At 73.1% G+C, this 19,949-nt stretch carries 15 protein-coding genes and 1 pseudogene; 10 read left to right on the top strand and 6 right to left on the bottom strand.

Annotated elements, in window-relative coordinates:
* The first annotated feature begins 215 nt into the window (after nt 1-215).
* The 5 genes from argC to QUY26_RS33180 all read left to right on the top strand — a co-directional run bounded on the left by argC (nt 216) and on the right by QUY26_RS33180 (nt 5,226).
* Nucleotides 216-1,244 carry an N-acetyl-gamma-glutamyl-phosphate reductase gene (argC, locus tag QUY26_RS33160; RefSeq protein WP_289953220.1) on the top strand — a complete coding sequence of 343 codons (1,029 nt, stop codon included), beginning with the start codon at nt 216-218 and terminating at the stop codon, nt 1,242-1,244.
* A 55-nt stretch (nt 1,245-1,299) separates the two neighbouring features.
* A complete protein-coding gene (argJ, locus tag QUY26_RS33165; protein ID WP_289953222.1) occupies nt 1,300-2,451 on the top strand; it encodes a bifunctional glutamate N-acetyltransferase/amino-acid acetyltransferase ArgJ in 1,152 nt (383 codons plus the stop codon).
* 63 nt (nt 2,452-2,514) lie between these two features.
* The gene (gene argB, locus QUY26_RS33170) at nt 2,515-3,441 is read left to right on the top strand and encodes an acetylglutamate kinase (protein ID WP_289953224.1); all 927 of its coding nucleotides are present in this window, start codon (nt 2,515-2,517) and stop codon (nt 3,439-3,441) included.
* The gene (locus tag QUY26_RS33175) at nt 3,438-4,673 is read left to right on the top strand and encodes an acetylornithine transaminase (protein WP_289953227.1); all 1,236 of its coding nucleotides are present in this window, start codon (nt 3,438-3,440) and stop codon (nt 4,671-4,673) included. Before argB ends, QUY26_RS33175 begins: the two co-directional genes overlap by 4 nt.
* A 7-nt stretch (nt 4,674-4,680) precedes the next feature.
* Nucleotides 4,681-5,226 (top strand): arginine repressor, encoded by a 546-nt coding sequence (locus QUY26_RS33180; RefSeq protein ID WP_289953229.1) that lies wholly within the window; start codon nt 4,681-4,683, stop codon nt 5,224-5,226.
* On the opposite strand, the gene QUY26_RS33185 is transcribed toward QUY26_RS33180, so the two are convergent.
* The 5 genes and pseudogenes from QUY26_RS33185 to QUY26_RS33205 form a co-directional block, all read right to left on the bottom strand.
* Entirely contained in the window at nt 5,223-10,340 is a 5,118-nt protein-coding gene (locus tag QUY26_RS33185; RefSeq protein WP_289953231.1) for an HD domain-containing protein, read from the bottom strand. The two genes, QUY26_RS33180 and QUY26_RS33185, sit on opposite strands and share 4 nt — an antisense overlap.
* A gap of 156 nt (nt 10,341-10,496) precedes the next feature.
* Nucleotides 10,497-11,480: a bile acid:sodium symporter family protein gene (locus QUY26_RS33190; protein WP_289953233.1), complete on the bottom strand. Its 984-nt coding sequence runs from the start codon at nt 11,478-11,480 to the stop codon at nt 10,497-10,499.
* Nucleotides 11,481-11,577: 97 nt separating this feature from the next.
* Entirely contained in the window at nt 11,578-12,207 is a 630-nt protein-coding gene (locus QUY26_RS33195; protein ID WP_289953235.1) for a hypothetical protein, read from the bottom strand.
* On the bottom strand, nt 12,204-12,581 hold the full coding sequence (locus QUY26_RS33200) for a hypothetical protein (RefSeq protein ID WP_289953238.1): 378 nt from the start codon (nt 12,579-12,581) through the stop codon (nt 12,204-12,206). Before QUY26_RS33200 ends, QUY26_RS33195 begins: the two co-directional genes overlap by 4 nt.
* A pseudogene (locus tag QUY26_RS33205) lies at nt 12,581-12,763 on the bottom strand (pyridoxamine 5'-phosphate oxidase family protein); the annotation flags it as partial. The pseudogene QUY26_RS33205 and the gene QUY26_RS33200, both read right to left, overlap by 1 nt.
* Nucleotides 12,764-13,009: 246 nt before the next feature.
* Between QUY26_RS33205 and QUY26_RS33210 the strand changes: the two are divergent.
* From QUY26_RS33210 to QUY26_RS33230, 5 genes are all read left to right on the top strand, one after another.
* Nucleotides 13,010-14,203, top strand: a complete 1,194-nt coding sequence (locus tag QUY26_RS33210; protein WP_289953240.1) for an argininosuccinate synthase — start codon at nt 13,010-13,012, stop codon at nt 14,201-14,203.
* Nucleotides 14,204-14,295: 92 nt separating this feature from the next.
* A complete protein-coding gene (gene argH / locus QUY26_RS33215; RefSeq protein WP_289953241.1) occupies nt 14,296-15,726 on the top strand; it encodes an argininosuccinate lyase in 1,431 nt (476 codons plus the stop codon).
* A gap of 197 nt (nt 15,727-15,923) precedes the next feature.
* Nucleotides 15,924-16,892 (top strand): aldo/keto reductase, encoded by a 969-nt coding sequence (locus QUY26_RS33220; protein ID WP_289953243.1) that lies wholly within the window; start codon nt 15,924-15,926, stop codon nt 16,890-16,892.
* 109 nt (nt 16,893-17,001) lie between these two features.
* A complete protein-coding gene (locus QUY26_RS33225; RefSeq protein ID WP_289953247.1) occupies nt 17,002-17,553 on the top strand; it encodes a TetR/AcrR family transcriptional regulator in 552 nt (183 codons plus the stop codon).
* Nucleotides 17,550-19,094: an MFS transporter gene (locus QUY26_RS33230; protein ID WP_289953250.1), complete on the top strand. Its 1,545-nt coding sequence runs from the start codon at nt 17,550-17,552 to the stop codon at nt 19,092-19,094. The genes QUY26_RS33225 and QUY26_RS33230 overlap by 4 nt, the downstream gene beginning before the upstream one ends.
* 76 nt (nt 19,095-19,170) lie before the next feature.
* Here QUY26_RS33230 and QUY26_RS33235 read toward each other — a convergent pair whose 3' ends face one another.
* Nucleotides 19,171-19,842 carry a lysophospholipid acyltransferase family protein gene (locus QUY26_RS33235; RefSeq protein ID WP_289953251.1) on the bottom strand — a complete coding sequence of 224 codons (672 nt, stop codon included), beginning with the start codon at nt 19,840-19,842 and terminating at the stop codon, nt 19,171-19,173.
* Nucleotides 19,843-19,949 lie beyond the last annotated feature (107 nt).

Genomic DNA, 19,949 nt, shown 5'->3' on the forward strand with positions numbered 1-19,949 from the left:
TCCTTCAGGCATCTGAACTGTCAGCCGTTCCTGCCGGTCCGCGCCGCCCCGGTGCCATGATGGGCGGGCGCCGATCACCTTGGGGGACGGGACGCGGCCCGGCTGCCGGGCCCGGCGGCGCCTCACCGACAGCCGGTGCCGGCGGGTGTCGCGGATCCCCATTGTATAAACGTGCGGCGCAATGTATATTCATGCCATCCATGCAGGAGGAATCCATGAAGGTACGCGCAGCGGTCGCGGGAGCGAGCGGATACGCGGGCGGCGAGCTGCTGAGGCTCCTCGCCGTGCACCCCGAGGTCGAGATCGGCACCCTCACCGCCCACTCGAACGCGGGCGAGCGCCTGGGCGCGCTCCAGCCGCACCTGGCCCCGCTCGCCGAGCGCGTCCTCGCGCCGACCACCGCCGAGAGCCTGGCGGGCCACGACGTCGTCTTCCTCGCCCTGCCGCACGGCCAGTCCGCCGCCGTCGCCGAACAGCTCGGCCCGGACGTGCTCGTCGTCGACATGGGCGCCGACTTCCGCCTCGAGGACGCGGCCGACTGGGAGAAGTTCTACGGCAGCCCCCACGCGGGCACCTGGCCGTACGGGCTGCCCGAGCTGCCCGGCGCCCGCGCCGCCCTCGCGGGCAGCAAGCGCGTCGCGGTCCCGGGGTGCTACCCCACGGCCGTCTCGCTCGCGCTCTTCCCCGCGTACGCCGCCGGGCTCGTCGAGGACGAGGCGGTGATCGTCGCGGCGTCCGGGACCTCCGGCGCGGGCAAGGCGGCCAAGCCGCACCTGCTCGGCTCCGAGGTCATGGGCTCCATGTCGCCGTACGGCGTCGGCGGAGCGCACCGGCACACGCCGGAGATGATCCAGAACCTGAGCGCGGTCGCGGGCACCCGCGTCACGGTCTCCTTCACCCCGACGCTGGCCCCCATGCCGCGCGGCATCCTCGCCACGTGCAGCGCCAAGGCCAAGCCGGGCGTGACCGCGGAGAGCGTCCGCGCGGCGTACGAGAAGGCCTTCGCCGAAGAACCGTTCGTGCACCTGCTCCCCGAGGGCCAGTGGCCGGCCACCGCGTCCGTGTACGGGTCCAACACCGCGCACGTCCAGGTCGCCCACGACCCGGCGTCCGGCCGCGTGATCGTGATCAGCGCCATCGACAACCTCGCCAAGGGCACCGCCGGTGGCGCGGTGCAGAGCATGAACATCGCCCTGGGCCTCCCGGAGGAGCTGGGGCTGCCCACCATCGGGGTCGCGCCGTGATCGGCGCGCCCGCGGCCGCCGGGCCGCATCCGACGACCGCCGACAAGGAGACGCAGTGAGTGTCACGGCAGCCAAGGGGTTCCGGGCGGCGGGCATCGCCGCCGGGATCAAGGAGAGCGGCAACCCGGACCTGGCCCTCGTGGTCAACGAGGGTCCTCGCCTGGCCGCCGCGGGCGTCTTCACGTCCAACCGCGTGAAGGCCGCGCCGGTCCTGTGGTCCGAGCAGGTCCTCAAGGGCGGGCAGGTGTCGGCGGTCGTCCTCAACTCCGGCGGCGCCAACGCCTGCACGGGCCCGCGGGGCTTCCAGGACACGCACGCCACGGCCGAGAAGGTCGCCGGCACGCTCGGCCTGAACGCGGGCGAGGTCGCCGTCGCGTCGACCGGACTCATCGGCGTGACGCTCCCCATGGACAAGCTCCTGCCGGGCGTCGAGACGGCGGTCGCGGCCCTGTCCGCGCACGGCGGCGAGAAGGCCGCCATCGCCATCAAGACCACCGACAGCGTGCACAAGACCGCGGTCGTCGAGGGCGATGGCTGGACGGTCGGCGGCATGGCCAAGGGCGCGGGCATGCTCGCCCCCGGCCTCGCCACGATGCTCGTCGTCCTCACCACCGACGCCGACATCCCGGCCCCCGACCTCGACAAGGCCCTGCGCGAGGCGACCCGGCTCACCTTCGACCGGGTCGACTCCGACGGCTGCATGTCCACCAACGACACCGTGCTCCTGCTCGCCTCCGGCGCCTCCGGAGCGACCCCGGAGTACGCGGAGTTCGCCGAGGCCGTCCGCACCGTCTGCGACGACCTGGCGCGCCAGCTCATCGGCGACGCCGAGGGCGCGAGCAAGGACATCCGCATCGAGGTCATCGGCGCCGCCGACGAGGACGACGCCGTCGAGGTGGGCCGCTCCATCGCCCGCAACAACCTCCTCAAGTGCGCCATCCACGGCGAGGACCCGAACTGGGGCCGCGTGCTCTCCGCCATCGGCACCACGTCCGCGACCTTCGAGCCGGACCGCCTGAACGTCGCCATCAACGACGTCTGGGTCTGCAAGAACGGCTCGGTCGGCGAGGACCGCGACCTGGTGGACATGCGCTACCGCGAGGTGCGGATCACCGCCGACCTCGCCGCCGGGTCCGCGTCCGCCGTCATCTGGGCCAACGACCTCACCGCCGACTACGTCCACGAGAACAGCGCGTACTCCTCGTAGCCCGTACCGCACCCGCTCGTCCCCCTTCCCCGCGCGGTACGTCCTCTCCACCTGGAAAGCCCCATGAACACCCGCAAGCACACCGCACTGCCCAAGGCGCAGATCCTGATCGAGGCGCTGCCCTGGCTGACCCGCCACCGCGGCAAGACCGTCGTCATCAAGTTCGGCGGCAACGCCATGGTGGACAAGGACCTCAAGGCCGCGTTCGCCCAGGACGTCGTGTTCCTGCACCACGCCGGGCTGCGCCCGGTCGTGGTGCACGGCGGCGGCCCGCAGATCAGCGCCCAGCTCGACAAACAGGGCCTGGTCAGCGAGTTCAAGGCGGGACTTCGCGTGACGACGCCGGAGGCCATGGACGTCGTCCGGATGGTCCTCGCCGGGCAGGTGCAGCGCGAGCTCGTGGGGCTGCTCAACGAACACGGCCCCCTCGCCGTGGGCCTCACCGGCGAGGACGCGCACACCATCACCGCGACCCGGCACCGGCCGCTGATCGAGGGCGAGCTCGTCGACATCGGTCAGGTCGGCGAGGTCACCGAGATCGACACCGGCGCCATCGAGGCGCTGCTCGCGGACGGCCGCATCCCGGTCGTCTCCTCGATCGCCCGCTCCCAGGACGAAGGTGGCAAGGGGCATGTCTACAACGTCAATGCTGATACGGCGGCTGCGGCACTCGCTGCGGCGCTTGGTGCCGAGACGCTGATGGTGCTCACGGATGTGGAGGGCCTCTACGAGGACTGGCCGCACAGCGACGACGTCATCAGCCGCCTGACCGCCACCGAGCTGGAGAAGCTCATCCCCGAGCTGTCCAGCGGCATGGTGCCGAAGATGCGGGGCTGCCTGCACGCCGTGCGCAACGGCGTGCACACCGCGCGCGTCATCGACGGGCGCGTCCAGCACTCGATCCTGCTGGAGATCTTCACCGACGAGGGAATCGGCACGATGGTCGTGCCGGACGAACTGACCGAGCCGCACGAGGGGGACCCGGCATGACCACCAACCAGGAGCTGACCCGGCGCTGGCAGGGCGCGCTGATGGACAACTACGGCACGCCCCGCATCCCGCTGGTCCGCGGCGCGGGCAGCACGCTGTGGGACGCCGACGGCAAGGAGTACACCGACTTCGTCGGCGGCATCGCCGTGAACGCCCTCGGCCACGCCCACCCCGCGGTCGTGGAGGCCGTGTCCCGGCAGATCGGCGCACTCGGCCACGTCTCGAACCTCTTCGTCGCCGAGCCGCCCGTCGCGCTCGCCGAGCGGCTGCTCGACCTCTTCGGCCGCGACGGCCGGGTGTTCTTCTGCAACTCGGGCGCGGAGGCCAACGAGGGCGCGTTCAAGATCGGCCGCCTGACGGGCCGCACCCACATGGTCGCCACCGACGGCGGCTTCCACGGCCGCACCATGGGCGCCCTCGCCCTCACCGGCCAGCCCGGCAAGCAGGAGCCCTTCCTGCCGCTGCCCGGCGACGTCACGCACGTCCCGTACGGGGACGTGGAGGCCCTGCGCGCCGCCGTCACCGAGGACACCGCCTTCGTGATCATCGAGCCGATCCAGGGCGAGAACGGCGCCGTCGTCCCGCCCACCGGCTATCTGAAGGCGGCCCGCGACATCACCCGCGCCACCGGGACGCTGCTCGTCCTCGACGAGGTGCAGACCGGAATCGGCCGTACCGGCCACTGGTTCGCACACCTCGCGCAGGAGGGCGTGGACCCGGACGTCGTCACGCTCGCCAAGGGCCTCGGCGGTGGCCTGCCGCTCGGCGCGACCGTCGCGTTCGGCCCGACGGCCGACCTCCTGAAGCCGGGCCACCACGGCACGACGTTCGGCGGCAACCCCGTCGCCTGCGCCGCCGGACTCGCCGTCATCGACACCGTCGTGGCCGAGGGCCTGCTCGAGAACACCAAGCGCGCCGGGGAGAAGCTGCGGGACGGAATCGAGTCAGCGGGGCACGCGTTGGTCGACCATGTCAGGGGTGCGGGCCTGCTGCTGGGTATCGTGCTCACCGAGCCGCTGGCAGTCCAGGTGCAGCAGGCGGCTCAGGACGCCGGCTTCCTGGTCAACGCGCCCGCCCCCGATGTCGTACGGCTGATGCCGCCGCTGAACGTGCGCGACACCGAGGTGGACGCCTTCCTCCGGGCCCTGCCCGGCGTTCTCGACCAGGCCAACGCGGCCAACGGGGCCGACGCGGGCAACGCCGGCAACGGGGACGGACGAACCGGGGAATGAGACGACGATGAGCCACGCGCAGGACAACGGGCCGGCCGAGCAGGCGGGACCCGCCGTGCCGCAGACCCGCACCGCACGCCACCGCCGGATCGTGGACATCCTCAACCGGCAGCCGGTGCGCTCGCAGAGCCAGCTGGCCAAGCTCCTGGCCGACGACGGCCTGACCGTCACCCAGGCCACCCTCTCCCGGGACCTCGACGAGCTGAACGCCGTCAAGATCCGCAACACCGAGGGCGACCTGATCTACGCCGTGCCCAGCGAGGGCGGCTTCCGCACCCCGCGCGCACCGCTCGGCGAGTCGGCCAAGGAGCAGCGCATGCGGCGCCTCTCCGTGGAACTGCTCATCTCCGCGGAGGCCTCGGCCAACCTCGTCGTCCTGCGCACCCCGCCCGGTGCCGCCCAGTTCCTCGCCTCCGCCATTGACCAGGCCGAACTCCACGACATCCTCGGGACGATCGCGGGCGACGACACGGTGATGCTGATCAGCAGGGAGCCGAGCGGGGGACAGGCCCTCGCGGACCATCTGCTGCGGCTGGCCTCCAACGAACACTAAGCCGTGGCGCCGGAGGCCCCGGGAGACGGATCCCCCGGTGCCTCCCCGGACGTGGACGGACGTGTGGACGGCTCCTCGTGGAGTCCCGGGTCGTGTGACCCCTCGGGCAGCTCCAGACCGAACAGCGCCGCGTACCGTCCGAGGCGGTCCGTCACCCACGGCGCGCTCTCGCCCACCGCGTCGGCGGCGAACCGGACCTGCTCCGGGGTGACCCGCCCGTCGAGCGCCGGGAGCGCGCCGTCCGCGTGCACGGACAGCACGATCAGGTCCTGCCAGAGGGGCAGTTCGTCCGGGACGGCGGCCGGGTCGACGGCCGGGGCCGCGGCCTCCAGGGGCAGGTAGGGGACGAGGCGCTCCCAGGTGCGGACGACCGGCTCGCCCAGGCGCCCGGCGAGGCTCAGGAGGTCCAGGGGGCAGAGCGGGGCGCCGGGGGCGGAGACGCGGTGGTCGGCGGCGACGGCGACGGCGTCCCAGGGGCCGGGTTCGTCGGCGGGCAGGTGCGCGACGGCGGGTGGGTCCAGCTCGGGGATCAGGGCTCCCAGCTCCCGCAGGGGCGCGAGGCGTTCGTACGCCGAGCGGGCCCCGATGTGGCGGTCGCGGGCGTACGCGACAAGGCGCTCGGCGGTCAGCGCGGTCCAGCGCGGGGACTCGAACCACTCGTCGTACTGCTCGTCGTCGCCCCAGTCGAGCAGCGCCCGGCCCTCCTCGCGCTCCGGGCGGAACCCGGCCAGCGCCGCCGGGAGTTCGGGCACCGCGAGGCCCACGCGCCCGGCCTCGCGGCGGGCCGTCCTCCACATGGTCGCCAGGGGCGTCTTCAGGTCGATGCAGGACGCGAAGAGGATGTCGGCCGTCGGCAGGACGGGGTAGTCGGAGGCTTCCCACGACGGGTTGACGCCGGAGAACGCGTACCGGCTCGGCACCGGCAGCTCCTCCCACGCCCGCAGCAGCTCGGCCCCGGCGGGCACGTCCGCCCCGGCCTCCCGCAGGTCCTCCACCACGACGGCGAGGTCGTCCCAGGACACCTCGTGCGGCCGGACGAACGCGAGGTCGCGCAGCGTCAGACCGTTCTCCAGGCAGAGTCCCTCCGCGTGCGCGGACGCGAGGATGCTCGCGGTCTCCGGAACCGGGGTCACCCGGCCCGCCGCGGACTTCTCCCGGTGGTGCCTGCGGTACGCGATGCCGAGGTGGTCCGCCCAGCGCGCGATCTCCTTCTCCGCCTTGCGCAGCGAGAGCTCCCACTCCGCGGCGAGTTCGAACGCGGCCGCCCAGGGGAGGGCGAGGCGGCCGTCCGGGCCCGGCGCGCAGTAGTTCTGCAGCACCCCGGAGATCTCCCAGGGCACGTCGGTCCACCGCCGCACGGACTTGGCGTCCGGGGCCGACCACCCGAGCCACGCGAACCGCGCGAGCCGTTGCCGCACCTCCTCGGGCGGGAGGCCCTGGGCGTCCGCGAGGGCGACGACGTCCCACGGCCACTGGGCGCGGCGCCAGCCCCGCGCGCCCTTCCGGTAGAGCAGCGCCAGGTCCGCGCTGTCGCACACGTGGTCGGTGTGGTGATCGGGCGCGGTGGGCGGCGCGGAGGCGAGGAACGGCGCGTACCGGACGCACCGCTCGGCCAGGCGGCCCAGCGGCTCCCGCAGGGTGCGCGAGGCGCGGACCAGGCCGCCGAGGTCGTCCGGCGCGTGCTCGTAGTCGCTCTCCTCCTCGGCCTGCTTCCCCCAGGCCCGGCGTGTGCGGCGCGGCAGCAGGCCGCGGACGATGTTCACGTCCTGCCAGTCGGGTGTCCAGTCCAGGCCGTCCCCCGCGGGGTCCCGCAGGACCCGGGGCGGCTTCAGGACCGGGTGGACGAGCCGCAGCGCCCGCGCCGCGCGCACCACGTCGCGGACCGTCATGTCCGTCTCGCTCGCGAGCGCGACGACCACCCGCCAGTCGAGCGGACTCCGGTCGACCAGGACTCCGCTGTCCCAGCCCGAAGGCACCCCGTGGGCGATGGCCGCCCAGCCGGGCTCGGGCACCGGGTGCCCGGCCGTCGACGCGGGCAGCGCCTCACGGGACGGCGACGTGCTCCCGAGGACCGCGGCCCGCCACGGACGCACGGCCTCGGGCCAGTCCCGGCTGAAACCGCCCGGGGACCTGCGCTCCGCGACGAACTCGTCCCAGCGGAACCAGCCCGTGGAGTCGAGGTCCAGGGCCGTGTTCCAGCGCTGGGTGTCCCGCACGGCCACGCCGCGGCCGCGCCACCGCTCCCACACCGTGCGGGCCGCAGCCAGGTTCTCGTGCTCCAGACGCCACAGCCAGGCCATGTTCAGGCCAGGCCAGTCGGCGAGCGCCGCCGCGCCCCGCGCCCACTGCTTTGCCTCCCAACTCGCGTCGTACGACTGGAGCTTCTTGCGGTTGAGGCTGAGCGTGCCCGCCTGCGGGCCGGTCAGGTTGAGTACGTAGCCGAAGGGCCTCTTGTCGGTCGCGATGCCGTCGCACAGGATCGCGCCCTGCCCGGCCACCCACCACAGCACTCCGGGGACGGCCTCGACGCACCTCGGCCGCCCCTCGCTCGCCGCCGCGTGGCGCAGCACCCCCGGCTCCCACACCCGTCGTCGCCCCGCCGCGTCCCGCGCGTCCACCGCGAACTCACTCACCCTGACGAGGCGGTCCAACGTCTCCACCACCGAGATCCCGGACACGGCCGGCGAGTCGCGCAGATAAAGACGCACCCGGGTGCCGCCCTCCAGGAGTCCGTCCCCGTCCTGCGCGCACGCGTCGTCGTGCTCCTGGACGCGGAACAGGTTCGCGCTGCCCGGGATGTCCACGCGCAGCGCCGACCGGGCGGGGATGCCGTCGGTGCCGACGGGGCGGGTCACCACCGTCATCTCCTCGGCCAGCATGAAGTAGCTGAACACGCCGATGCCGAAACGGCTGTTGGGGTACAGGCGCAGGGCCGGGTCGTGGCGGTGCCAGGTCGCCTGCTCCTGGCGGAAGGCACGGGACTGCTCGAAGCGGCGGCCCGCCTTGGTGAAGGTGTTCTTGAGCTGGTCGAGGCCCATGCCGACGCCGTTGTCGCGGCACTCGACGTAGCGGCCGCGGTCGTCCTCGCCCTCGACGAGGGTGATCCGGCCCGCCCAGGGTGCGGGACGCGCGCCCCGGCTCTCCAGGTAGCGATGGCGCATCGCGCGGTGGCGGCAGGCGTCCATCGCGTTCTGGTACAGCTCGCGCAGCGCCAGTTCCGGCTCGCCGTCGTAGATGCGCTCGCCCATGAGCAGGTCGCGGACCTCGGTCTGGGCGAGCTGGAAGCGCAGCAGCGGCACGTCGTAGGCCCTGCGGCCGCCGTCCTCGACCGGGCGCAGGCCGCGGTCCGTGACGCGGGCGGGCAGACCCGCGAGCAGCGCGGCCCGGGGCGCGGGCAGCCTGCGGGCCGCGTCCCGCAGCGTGCCCGCGAGTTCGTCGGCCTGCTCCACGACGCTCGCGAACGCGGCGTGCAGCGCGGGGTGCGGGCAGGCCGCGTCCAGGTGGAGTTCGCCGTCGGCGGCGTGCCAGTCCGCGTCGCGCACGGCGTTGACGGCGTCCTGGGGGAGCAGGGCGTCGCGGACGGCCAGGTGCTCGGCGAGGACGTCGGGGAGCGTACGGACGTCCAGGGCGAGCACGCACGCCAGGTGCAGGACGCCCGCCAACTCGTCGGCACGCAGGGGCTGCCGGGCGCCGCCGAGGAGCGGGAAGGCCAGGTCGGGGCGCGGGCCGCGGTCCTGCGCCGGTGGGCCCAGCGTGATGCCCGCGCCGAGGGCGGCCAGCGCGGCGGACAGCTCGCGGGCGCGCGGCCCCGGGCACAGCGCGTCCGCGAGCGCCGTCGATTCGGCCTCCGGCACCGGCTGCTCGTCCGTCACGAACCGCTCCGCGATCCACCGGTGCACGAGCCACAGGGCGACCCCGCGCGCTTCGTCGGGGCGGGCGGCGCGCCAGCAGTCCGAGAGCTTCTTCTTGATGTGCGGGTGGTGCTCGGCGACCTGTTCGTAGTGGCGGCGCCACGCGTCGCCGTCCTCCCGGTGCCGGACGGTGTACGGCCTGATGTCGCGGGCGTGGCTGAGGCGCCGCGCCCACGCCGCCTCGTGCAGCAGCGGCGCGGCGACGAGCGCGGTGGCCTCGAGTGCCGACAGCGTCTGCGTCTTGGGGACGAGGCGGGGCAACTGGTCGCGTACGACGCGGACCAGGAAGTCGTCGTCGGCCCACGGGTCGGGCATCCGCTCCTGGGCCAGGTGCACGACCTGCGCGCACGTCTCGACCAGGTCCCCCAGGCGGTCCCGCAGGTGGGGCACGCTCCCGGCGTCCGCCTCGGCGACGCGCTCCCACAGGGCGGTGTCCGCGACCGCATCCCGCCAGGCCTCCAGGAGCCGCCGTCCCTCGCACACGACCGCGGCCCGCGCCTCGGCGTCGAGCTCGGCGCCGCAGTGGAGCCTCGGTTCCTGCGGTGCGGCGCCGTGCAGGCGGGCGGCGCGCAAGGTGTGCTGCCGCGCCGTCTCGAAGACCTCCTGCACCGTCCGCGCCCGCGTCAGCGGCCGGAAGGCCTCCGCGAGCCCGAGCGTGAAGAAGCTGCCCTCCGCCGAGTACCCCGAACGCTGCCCGGCCGCGCAGGCCGTCATCAGCGCGAACCGCCCCGAGGGCTGCCCCTTCAGGACGCTGCTGCCGAACACCCCGTCGGCCGACTCGCCCCGGCAGGCGTCGATCAGCCACAGCACGGTGCCCGCCCGGCAGTGGGTGAGGTACGGGCTGATGTCGGCGGGCACCAGCGTGTCCAGGTACGGCTGCGTCCACGCGGCGTCGGCGCTCTGCGGGGCGCGCGCGTCGGCGGGGACCAGGTGGTCGGTGTCGCCGACGCGGATGCCGTGCCCGGTGAAGTGGATCAGGAGGGTGCCGTCCTCCGGTACGCCCCGTGCCACCTCGTCGACGGTCGTGATGATCTCGGCGCGGGTGGCCCCCGGCACCGTGCGCACGGCGTAACCGGCGGCCTTGAGCGCGGCTCCGAGTGCCCGCAGGTCGGCGGAGACCGGCGCGTCGAGCGAGTCGAAGCGGTGCGCGGCGTCCGGCGTGTCACCCACGCCGATGAGCAGTGCGGTACGTGCTTGTGCCATGCCTCTCCCCCTGTGCGAGGCCTTATCGTCGCATTTCCGGGCGGGGGCGACGGGCGGAACCCCGGCGGTGAACGGGGCGGCGGGCGACCGGACTTGACTCAGGGCTCCCGGCGCCCGCTCCGGGCCCGCGGCGCCTGCCCGCCGGTCCGGCACCCGTCACTCCGCCCGCCGCGCCCGGTGCGCCATCCACGCCGCCACCACCGCCCCCGACACGTTGTGCCACACGGAGAACACGGCGGCGGGCAGTGCGGCCAGCGGGCTGAAGTGGGCGGTCGCGAGGGACGCGGCGAGCCCGGAGTTCTGCATGCCGACCTCGAAGGCCATCGCGCGGGACGCGGGCGGGCCGAGCCGGGCCAGCTTCCCCGCGCCGTAACCGAGCGCGAGCCCGAGCCCGTTGTGCAGGACGACCGCGACGAGCACGAGCGCCGCCGCCGACTTGATGGCCGCCGCGCTGCCCGCGACGACCACGGCCACGATGACGGCGATGGTCACGGCCGACAGCCACGGCAGCGCGCCGAGCACGCGATCGACGCAGCGCCCGAAGAGCAGCCGCACGGCGAGGCCGCCGACGACGGGCAGGAGCACGGTCTTGAGGATGTCCGTCACCATCGAGCCCGCGTCCACCGGCAGGTACTCACCGGCGAGCAGCAGCGTGAGCGGCGGCGTCACGAGCGGCGCGAGCACGGTCGACACGGTGGCGACGGACACGGAGAGGGCCACGTCGCCGCGCGCGAGATAGGTGACGACATTGGAGGCCGTACCGCTCGGCGCGCACCCGACGAGGATCACCCCGGCGGCCAACTGGGGCGAGAGGTCCAGGGCATGGGCGATCAGCCAGCCCAGGCCCGGCATGATCACGTAGTGCGCGACCAGGCCGAGCGCCACGGCCCAGGGGCGGCGTGCGACGCCCTGGAAGTCCTGCGGCGTCATCGTCAGGCCCATGCAGAACATGACCACGCCGAGCAGATACGGCACGCTCTCCTTCCAGCCCCCGAAGGTGCCGGGCGTCGCCAGGCCGACGGCGCCCGCGGCGAGGACGAGCACGGGGAAGACGGTGACGGCGCGGCGGGCGGCGCGGTCGGCGGCGCTCGCGGGCCCGGTGGCCGCCGTCGGGCCGGGACGTGTCGGTTCGGTCTGCACCCGGCGATGCAACGTGCCGGTGCGCCGGGCACGCAACCGCGTCTCGATATGTGGTCGCTACATGTGTCCTGGGGCGTACGAGGCGGAGGCGCCGCCCTCACTTGGCGGCGCCGCAACTCCCCACCGGCGTCACGGAGATGACGGTACGGGCGGGCAACGTGACCCGCTTCGCCCTGCCGCCCTCCCCGGCGGCCCCGCCCTCGGCCCGCAGCGACACCCCGTCCCGCCCCGACCCCAGGAACTCCCCGCACCGCTCCCCGGACGTCGTGCTCACCCGCACCAGATGGTCCTTCGGGGACTCCGTCTCGACCCAGGCGACCCCGATGGCCCCGGCGGCGCACACGACGCCGGCCACGCAGCACACCGACGCCCACCGCAGCGACCTGACGACGCGCCGGACCTCGTCCTCCGTCCAGCGCCGCAGCGCCTGACCGGCGAGCAGGGTGCGTTCGCCGAGCCGCCCGTGCGCCGCCCGCACGGCGAGCACCGACCCCGCCACAAGCAGCAGGAACGCGGCGGCGACCAGCCCCGACGCCACCAGGCGCGCGGTGTCCGGCAGGCCGTTCAGGTCGTCGCGGCCCTTGAGGACGACCAGGACGGCGAGGAGTGCCGTCAGACCGGTCAGACCCGTGCGCCAGCCCTCGGCCTGCCGCCGCAACTCGTCGAGCTGCGTGAACTCCAGCTCACGCGCGAGCTCCGCCCAGCGGCGGTCGGACTGGGCCGTCACGGCGTGCCGTTCGGGGTGCCGCCCGGGGCGGGCGTCACCAGGGCCCGCACGCGCCAGCTGGCTCCGCACCCGACGAACACGGCGTTCGCCGGGAGCTGCGGATGCGGGTGCCCGCACTCGCAGAAGTGCCGCTCCTGGGCGAGCAGCGCGGCGTCCGAGGCCAGCGCGCCCTTGGTCCCCGCGCCCGTCCCGGTCCCGGGCACGCCGTGCCGGTACTCGGTGGTCGTGCGGCCGTGGCAGCGGGGGCAGTGGCCCCGCACCAGGGTGTGCCCGTCGGGCGAGGGGCCGACGGTGAACTCGTCGCTCACCTCGCCGAGGTCCGTGTCCGCGTAGGCGGTGTCGAACCGGTGGGAGGGCGGCGGGGGCTGGGTCATGAGGCGTCGTCCAGGTCGAGATCGAGGGCGAACCGCTTGGCGTGCGGATCGCGGTCTTCGTCGTACGTCATGAAGGGCACCGCGTAGCCGCAGGTGTCGCGGATCAGCTCGGCGCTCACGACGATGATCGCGCGCAGGCCGTGCGGCGACGTGTCGACGTCGGGGAAGCGGGCGAGGAGTTCGGGTGGGACTCGATGAAGGTCCGGAGCCTGCCGTCGATGCGCTCATGGGTCTTTGCCATGACTGACGGATCTTGGACTCTTTCCGTTCGCCTGTCCAGCTGCTTCGTCCGCCGTACCGCCTGCCGGACGAGCGCCCTCCGCCGCCCCCCGCGGGCTGGATTGACGAAGCATGCATGGCAATGCATACTCATGCATGTCAGTGACTGCACTGCACTGAGCGAGCGAATGCACTGTGAGGAGAAACCCGTGACCGAGCGCGTCGTACTCGCCTACTCGGGCGGCCTGGACACCTCCGTCGCCATCGGCTGGATCGCCGAGGAGACGGGCGCCGAGGTCATCGCCGTCGCCGTGGACGTCGGCCAGGGCGGCGAGGACCTGGACGTCATCCGCAAGCGCGCGCTCGCCTGCGGTGCCGTGGAGGCGGAGGTCGCCGACGCCAAGGACGAGTTCGCCGAGGGCTACTGCCTCCCGGCGATCAAGGCCAACGCCCTGTACATGGACCGGTATCCGCTGGTCTCGGCCCTCTCCCGGCCGACCATCGTCAAGCACCTCGTCGCCGCCGCGAACAAGCACGGCGCCGGCATCGTGGCCCACGGCTGCACCGGCAAGGGCAACGACCAGGTGCGGTTCGAGGCCGGCATCCAGGCCCTCGGCCCCGACCTGAAGTGCATCGCCCCCGTCCGGGACTACGCGATGACCCGGGACAAGGCCATCGCCTTCTGCGAGGACAAGGGCCTGCCGATCGCGACCACCAAGAAGTCGCCGTACTCCATCGACCAGAACGTCTTCGGACGGGCCGTCGAGACGGGCTTCCTGGAGGACATCTGGAACGCCCCCATCGAGGACGTGTACGAGTACACCTCCAACCCCGCGACCCCGCGTGAGGCCGACGAGGTCGTCATCACCTTCAAGGAGGGCGTGCCGGTCGCCGTCGACGGCAGGCCCGTCACGGTCCTCCAGGCCATCCAGCAGCTCAACGAGCGCGCGGGCGCCCAGGGCATCGGCCGGATCGACATGGTCGAGGACCGGCTCGTGGGCATCAAGTCCCGTGAGGTGTACGAGGCCCCGGGCGCCATCGCCCTGATCACCGCCCACCAGGAGCTGGAGAACGTCACGGTCGAGCGGGAGCTCGCCCGGTACAAGCGGCAGGTCGAGCAGCGCTGGGGCGAGCTGGTCTACGACGGCCTGTGGTTCTCGCCGCTCAAGCGGGCCCTGGACGGCTTCATCAACGAGGCCAACCAGCACGTCACCGGCGACATCCGGATGACCCTCCACGGCGGCCGCGCGGTCGTCACGGGCCGGAAGTCCGAGGAGTCCCTCTACGACTTCAACCTCGCGACCTACGACTCGGGCGACACCTTCGACCAGTCCAAGGCGCAGGGGTTCATCGACATCTTCGGGCTTTCGTCGAAGATCGCGGCGAAGCGGGACCTGGCCTGAGGGCCCGAGCAGTAGCGTGAGGTCCGCCTCCCCGAAGCGCGTGGCGCCGGGGAGGCGGTCGCACATCCCCCTTTCTTCTAGGAGCGCGTGCAGTGAGCAGCAACAGCGGTGACGTCCGGCTCTGGGGCGGACGGTTCGCCGACGGCCCGGCAGAGGCCCTGGCCCAGCTTTCGGCCTCGGTTCACTTCGACTGGCGCCTGGCGCCGTACGACATCGCCGGTTCCCGCGCCCACGCGCGCGTGCTGCACACGGCGGGCCTGCTCACCGCTGACGAGCTGACCCGCATGCTGGCCGGGCTCGACCGGCTGGAGGCGGACGTCGCCGACGGCTCGTTCACCGGGACCGTCGCCGACGAGGACGTGCACACCGCCCTGGAGCGCGGCCTCCTGGAGCGGCTCGGCCCGGACCTCGGCGGCAAGCTGCGCGCCGGGCGGTCCCGCAACGACCAGGTGGCGACGCTCTTCAAGATGTACCTGCGGGACCACGCACGGATCATCGGCGGCCTGATCGCCGAGCTGCAGGAGGCCCTGATCGGCCTCGCCGAGGCGCACCCGGACGTCGCCATGCCGGGCCGCACCCACCTCCAGCACGCCCAGCCCGTCCTCTTCGCCCACCACGTGCTCGCGCACGTCCAGTCCCTGTCCCGGGACGCCGAGCGGCTGCGGCAGTGGGACACGCGGACGGCCGTCTCGCCGTACGGCTCCGGGGCGCTCGCGGGCTCCTCGCTCGGCCTCGACCCGCAGGCCGTGGCCGCGGACCTCGGCTTCGAGCACGGCTCCGCCGCCAACTCCATCGACGGCACCGCCTCGCGGGACTTCGTGGCCGAGTTCGCCTTCATCACGGCGATGATCGGTGTGAACCTCTCCCGGATCGCCGAGGAGGTCATCATCTGGAACACGAAGGAGTTCTCCTTCGTCACCCTCCACGACGCGTTCTCGACCGGCTCGTCGATCATGCCGCAGAAGAAGAACCCGGACATCGCGGAGCTGGCGCGCGGCAAGTCCGGCCGCCTCATCGGCAACCTCACCGGCCTGATGGCGACCCTGAAGGCGCTCCCCCTCGCGTACAACCGCGACCTCCAGGAGGACAAGGAGCCCGTCTTCGACTCCTGCGACCAGCTGGAGGTCCTGCTGCCCGCCTTCACCGGCATGATGGCGACGCTCACGGTCCACCGCGAGCGCATGGAGGAGCTGGCCCCGGCAGGCTTCTCCCTCGCCACCGACATCGCCGAGTGGCTGGTCAAGCAGGGCGTGCCGTTCCGGGTCGCGCACGAGGTCGCGGGCGAGTGCGTCAAGGAGTGCGAGGCGACGGGCATCGAGCTGGACCAGCTCACCGACGAGCAGTTCGCCAAGATCAGCCCCCATCTGACCCCCGAGGTCCGCACGGTCCTGAACGTCCCCGGCGCCCTGGCTTCCCGCGACGGCAGGGGCGGCACGGCACCCTCGGCGGTGGCCGTGCAACTGGCGGAGATCAAGGCGGACGTGGCGGCGCAGCGCGAGTGGGCAACGACCCGGACGGGCTGATTCAGCCCGTCCGGGCGGAGCCCTGGCCCGCGCCGGGACGTGCCAGCCTGTCCGGCGTTTGAGGACGAGGCGCGAAGCGCCGATTCGGCGGCTGTCCCACCCGAGAGGAACACCCGCCTCCACCTAGGGATACGTTGACGGGGGAGCCCGCGACCCGCAGGCTCCCCCGTACCACTCCCGAGAAGCGTGGAGCCCCGATGCCCTTCGACCGCCTGGCCACAGCGACCACCCCCACCGCCCATCTGGGCCTGGGCCTCGCAGCCGTGGGCAGGCCCGGCTACATCACGCTGGGCCGCGAGGAGGACCTGCCCGCGCGCAGCGTCGAGGCCCTGCGCGAGCGCGCCTTCGAACTCCTCGACGCCGCCTATGCCCTCGGCGTGCGCTACCTCGACGTGGCCCGCTCCTACGGCCGCGCCGAGGAGTTCCTTGCCGACTGGCTGCGCGCCCGCCCCGACATCCGGGACGTGGTCGTCGGCAGCAAGTGGGGGTACACGTACACCGCCGACTGGCGCACCGACGCCGAGGCGCACGAGGTCAAGGACCACAGCGTCGCCGCGTACGACCGCCAGCGCGCCGAGACCGCCGACATCCTCGGCGACCGGCTCGACCTCTACCAGATCCACTCGGTGACCCCGGAGAGCCCCGCCCTCACCGACACGGAACTGCACGCCCGGCTCGCGGACCTGGCCGCGCGCGGCGTCACCGTCGGCCTCTCCGTCAGCGGCCCCGAGCAGGCGGCCGCGATCCGCGCCGCCGTCGAGGTCACCGTGGGCGGCGAGCGGCTGTTCCGGACGGTCCAGGCGACGTACAACGCCCTGGAGACCTCCGCGGGGCCCGCGCTCGCCGAGGCCCACGACGCGGGCCTGACCGTCCTGGTCAAGGAGGGCCTGGCCAACGGCCGCCTGGCCGGACCGCGGGCGCCCGCGGCACTGCGCGCCGCCGCCGAGGCCACCGGCCTCGGCTGTGACGCGGTGGCCCTCGCGCTGGTCCTGCGCCAGCCCTGGGCGGGCGTCGTCCTCTCCGGCGCCGCCACCTCCGTACAACTCGTGTCGAACCTGCACGCGACGGCGGTGGACCTGGACGCCGAGCACCTGGAGCGCCTCGCGGATCTCGCGGAGGAGCCCACCGCGTACTGGCGCACGCGCGCCGGACTGCCCTGGCACTGAGGGCCGCCGGGCCACCGGCGCCCGCACTCGACCCGCTCTGAAACCCGTTCCATGAGCGCCGCACGCCTCCTCTGAGACATATGTGTCTCATGTGGTCTATGGTTGTCTCATGTCAGTCGATCGTGACCAGGTGCTGCGCAGCGCCGCCGCCCAGCTCACCCGCAAGGGCTCCTCGACCCTGGACGAGGTGGCCAGGGCCGCCGGCATCAGCCGGGCCACCCTGCACCGCCACTTCGCGGGGCGCGACGCGCTCATCCGCGCGCTGGAGGATCTGGGCCTCCAGGAGTGCGAGACGGCGCTCGACGCCGCGCGGCTCGGCGAGGACAGCGCGCAGGACGCGCTTCGGCGCCTGATCAAGGAGATCGAACCGGCCGCCGGTCTGCTCGCGTTCCTCGTCACCGAGAACCAGCTGTTCGAGGGCGAGGACCGGCACGCGGGCTGGTCCCGGATCGACGACCGGATGGCGGAGCTGTTCCGGCGCGGCCAGGAGAGCGGGGAGTTCCGCATCGACCTGAGCACGGCCTGGCTCACCGACGCCCTCTACGGCCTCATCGGCTCCGCCGCCTGGGCCGTGCTCGACGGCCGCGTGGCGGCCAAGGACTTCTCATACATGATCGCCGAACTGCTGATCGGCGGCGCACGACGGAGAGTGGAATCATGACAAGCACCGAACAGCGCGTGAGGCCCGCGGAGGTGGAGCGGCACCCCGGTCGCTGGCTCGCCCTCGCCGTGCTGGCGCTGGCCGTGCTGCTCGTCGCGGTGGACGCGACCGTCCTCGGTCTCGCGACGCCGTACATCAGCGAGGACCTGAAGCCGTCCGGCAACCAGCTGCTGTGGATCGGTGACGTCTATTCGTTCGTGATCGCGGGCCTGCTGGTGTCCATGGGCAGCCTCGGTGACCGCATCGGCCGCAAGAAGCTGCTGCTCACCGGAGCCGTCGCGTTCGGCGCGGTGTCCGTGCTCAACTCCTACGCGACCACGCCCGAGTTGATGATCCTGGCCCGGGCGCTGCTCGGTGTCGCGGGCGCGACCCTGATGCCGTCCACGCTGGCGCTGATCCGGAACATCTTCCACGACCCGCGCGAGCGCAGCATCGCCGTCGGCGTGTGGGGCGCGATGGCGTCGGCGGGCGCGGCGGTCGGCCCGGTCGTCGGCGGCTTCCTGCTCGAACACTTCTGGTGGGGCTCGGTCTTCCTCATCAACCTGCCGGTGATGGCGGTCCTCGTCCTCGTCGGCGTCAAGCTGCTGCCCGAGTCCAAGAACCCGGCGCCGGGCCCCTGGGACCTGATCAGTGTGGCCCTGTCGCTCATCGGCATGATCGGCGTCGTGTACGCCATCAAGGAAGCCGCGGCCCACGGCCCGAGCTGGGACGCCGCGGCGTCCGGCGCCATCGGTGTGACGGCCCTGGTGTGGTTCGTGCGCCGCCAGCTCACCCTGCGCGCGCCGCTCCTGGACATGCGGCTGTTCCGCAACCGTGGCTTCTCGGCGGCCGTGATGGCGGACCTGCTGACCATCCTCGGCCTGTCCGGCCTGGTCTTCTTCCTCTCCCAGTTCCTCCAACTGGTGCAGGGCAGGCAGCCGTTCGAGGCGGGCCTCGCCGAACTGCCCGCCGCGGTGGGCGCGGTGGCGGCGGGTCTGATCGCGGGCACCGTGGCGCGCCGGTACTCGGTGCGGGCGGTGGTCGCGGGCGGGCTCGCGGCGGTGGGTCTCGCGCTCGCCGCGCTGACCGTGCTGAGCCAGTCGACCGGCTATCCGCTGCTCGGCGGGGCGCTCCTGGTCGTCGGCGTCGGCGCGGGCTTCTCCTTCACGGTGACCGCCGACGTGATCCTCTCCAGCGTGCCCAAGGAGCAGGCGGGCGCGGCGTCCGCGGTCTCCGAGACGGCGTACGAACTCGGCGCGGCCCTCGGCATCGCCCTGCTCGGCTCCATCGTGACCGGCGTGTACCGCGGCTTCACCGCCCCGCCCGGCACCCCGGCCGACGCCGCGTCGGCCGCCCACGACTCCCTGGGCGGCGCGGTCGAGGCGGGCTCCGGACTGCCCGCGCGTACCGCCGAGCCACTGATCTCGGCGGCGCAGGAGGCGTTCGTGGACGGCCTGCGCCTGGCCGCGGGCATCGGCGCCGCGGTGCTGCTCGCGACGTCGGTGGCGGCGTGGTTCCTGCTGAAGGGCCAGCGGCTGGAGGACAGGGTGGAGCACCCGTAGCCCGGGTTCCGCTGCACGGCGAAGGGCCGCACCCCCGCAGTGGGGTGCGGCCCTTCGCCGTGCAAGTCCCGTACGGTCAGGCCGCCTTGGCCTTCGTGGCGTACATGTCCACGTACTCCTGGCCCGAGAGCAGCATGACCTCCGTCATCACGGAGTCCGTCACCGCGCGCAGCACGTAGCGGTCGCGGTCCATGCCGTCGTACCGCGAGAACTCCATCGCCTCGCCGAAGCGGACGGTCACCTTGCCCGGGTGGGGCAGGCCCTTGCCGCCGGGCTGCAGCTTGTCCGTGCCGATCATCGCGAACGGCACCACCGGCGCGCCCGTCATCAGGGTCAGCCGCGCGATGCCGGTGCGACCGCGGTAGAGGCGGCCGTCGGGGGAGCGGGTGCCCTCGGGGTAGATGCCGAAGATCTTGCCCTCGTCCAGGACGCGCTTGCCGGTCATCAGCGCGGCCACCCCGCCCCGGCCGCCGTCACGCTCCACCGGGATCATGCCGACGCCGGTGAAGAACCAAGCCATCAGGCGGCCCTTGAGGCCCTTGCCGGTGACGTACTCGTCCTTGCCGATGAAGAAGACGGGCCGGTCGCACACCAGGGGCAGGATCATCGAGTCGATGAACGTCAGGTGGTTTCCGGCCAGAATGACGGGACCGGTCCCGGGGATGTTCTCGGCGCCTTCCACCCGTGGGCGGAACATCAGGCGCAGGAACGGTCCGAGCACTGCCTTGATGAGCGCTAGACGGGACAACGGGTCCTCCGGTGTCAACGGGTCGACGACGAGTCTGTGCAGGTGAGGACCATACTCGCGGGTCCCCGTTGATTGCACATCGGGTTCATGTGCCCGATACGCAGAGT

This window comes from Streptomyces flavofungini, from assembly GCF_030388665.1.
GTDB lineage: Bacteria > Actinomycetota > Actinomycetes > Streptomycetales > Streptomycetaceae > Streptomyces > Streptomyces flavofungini_A.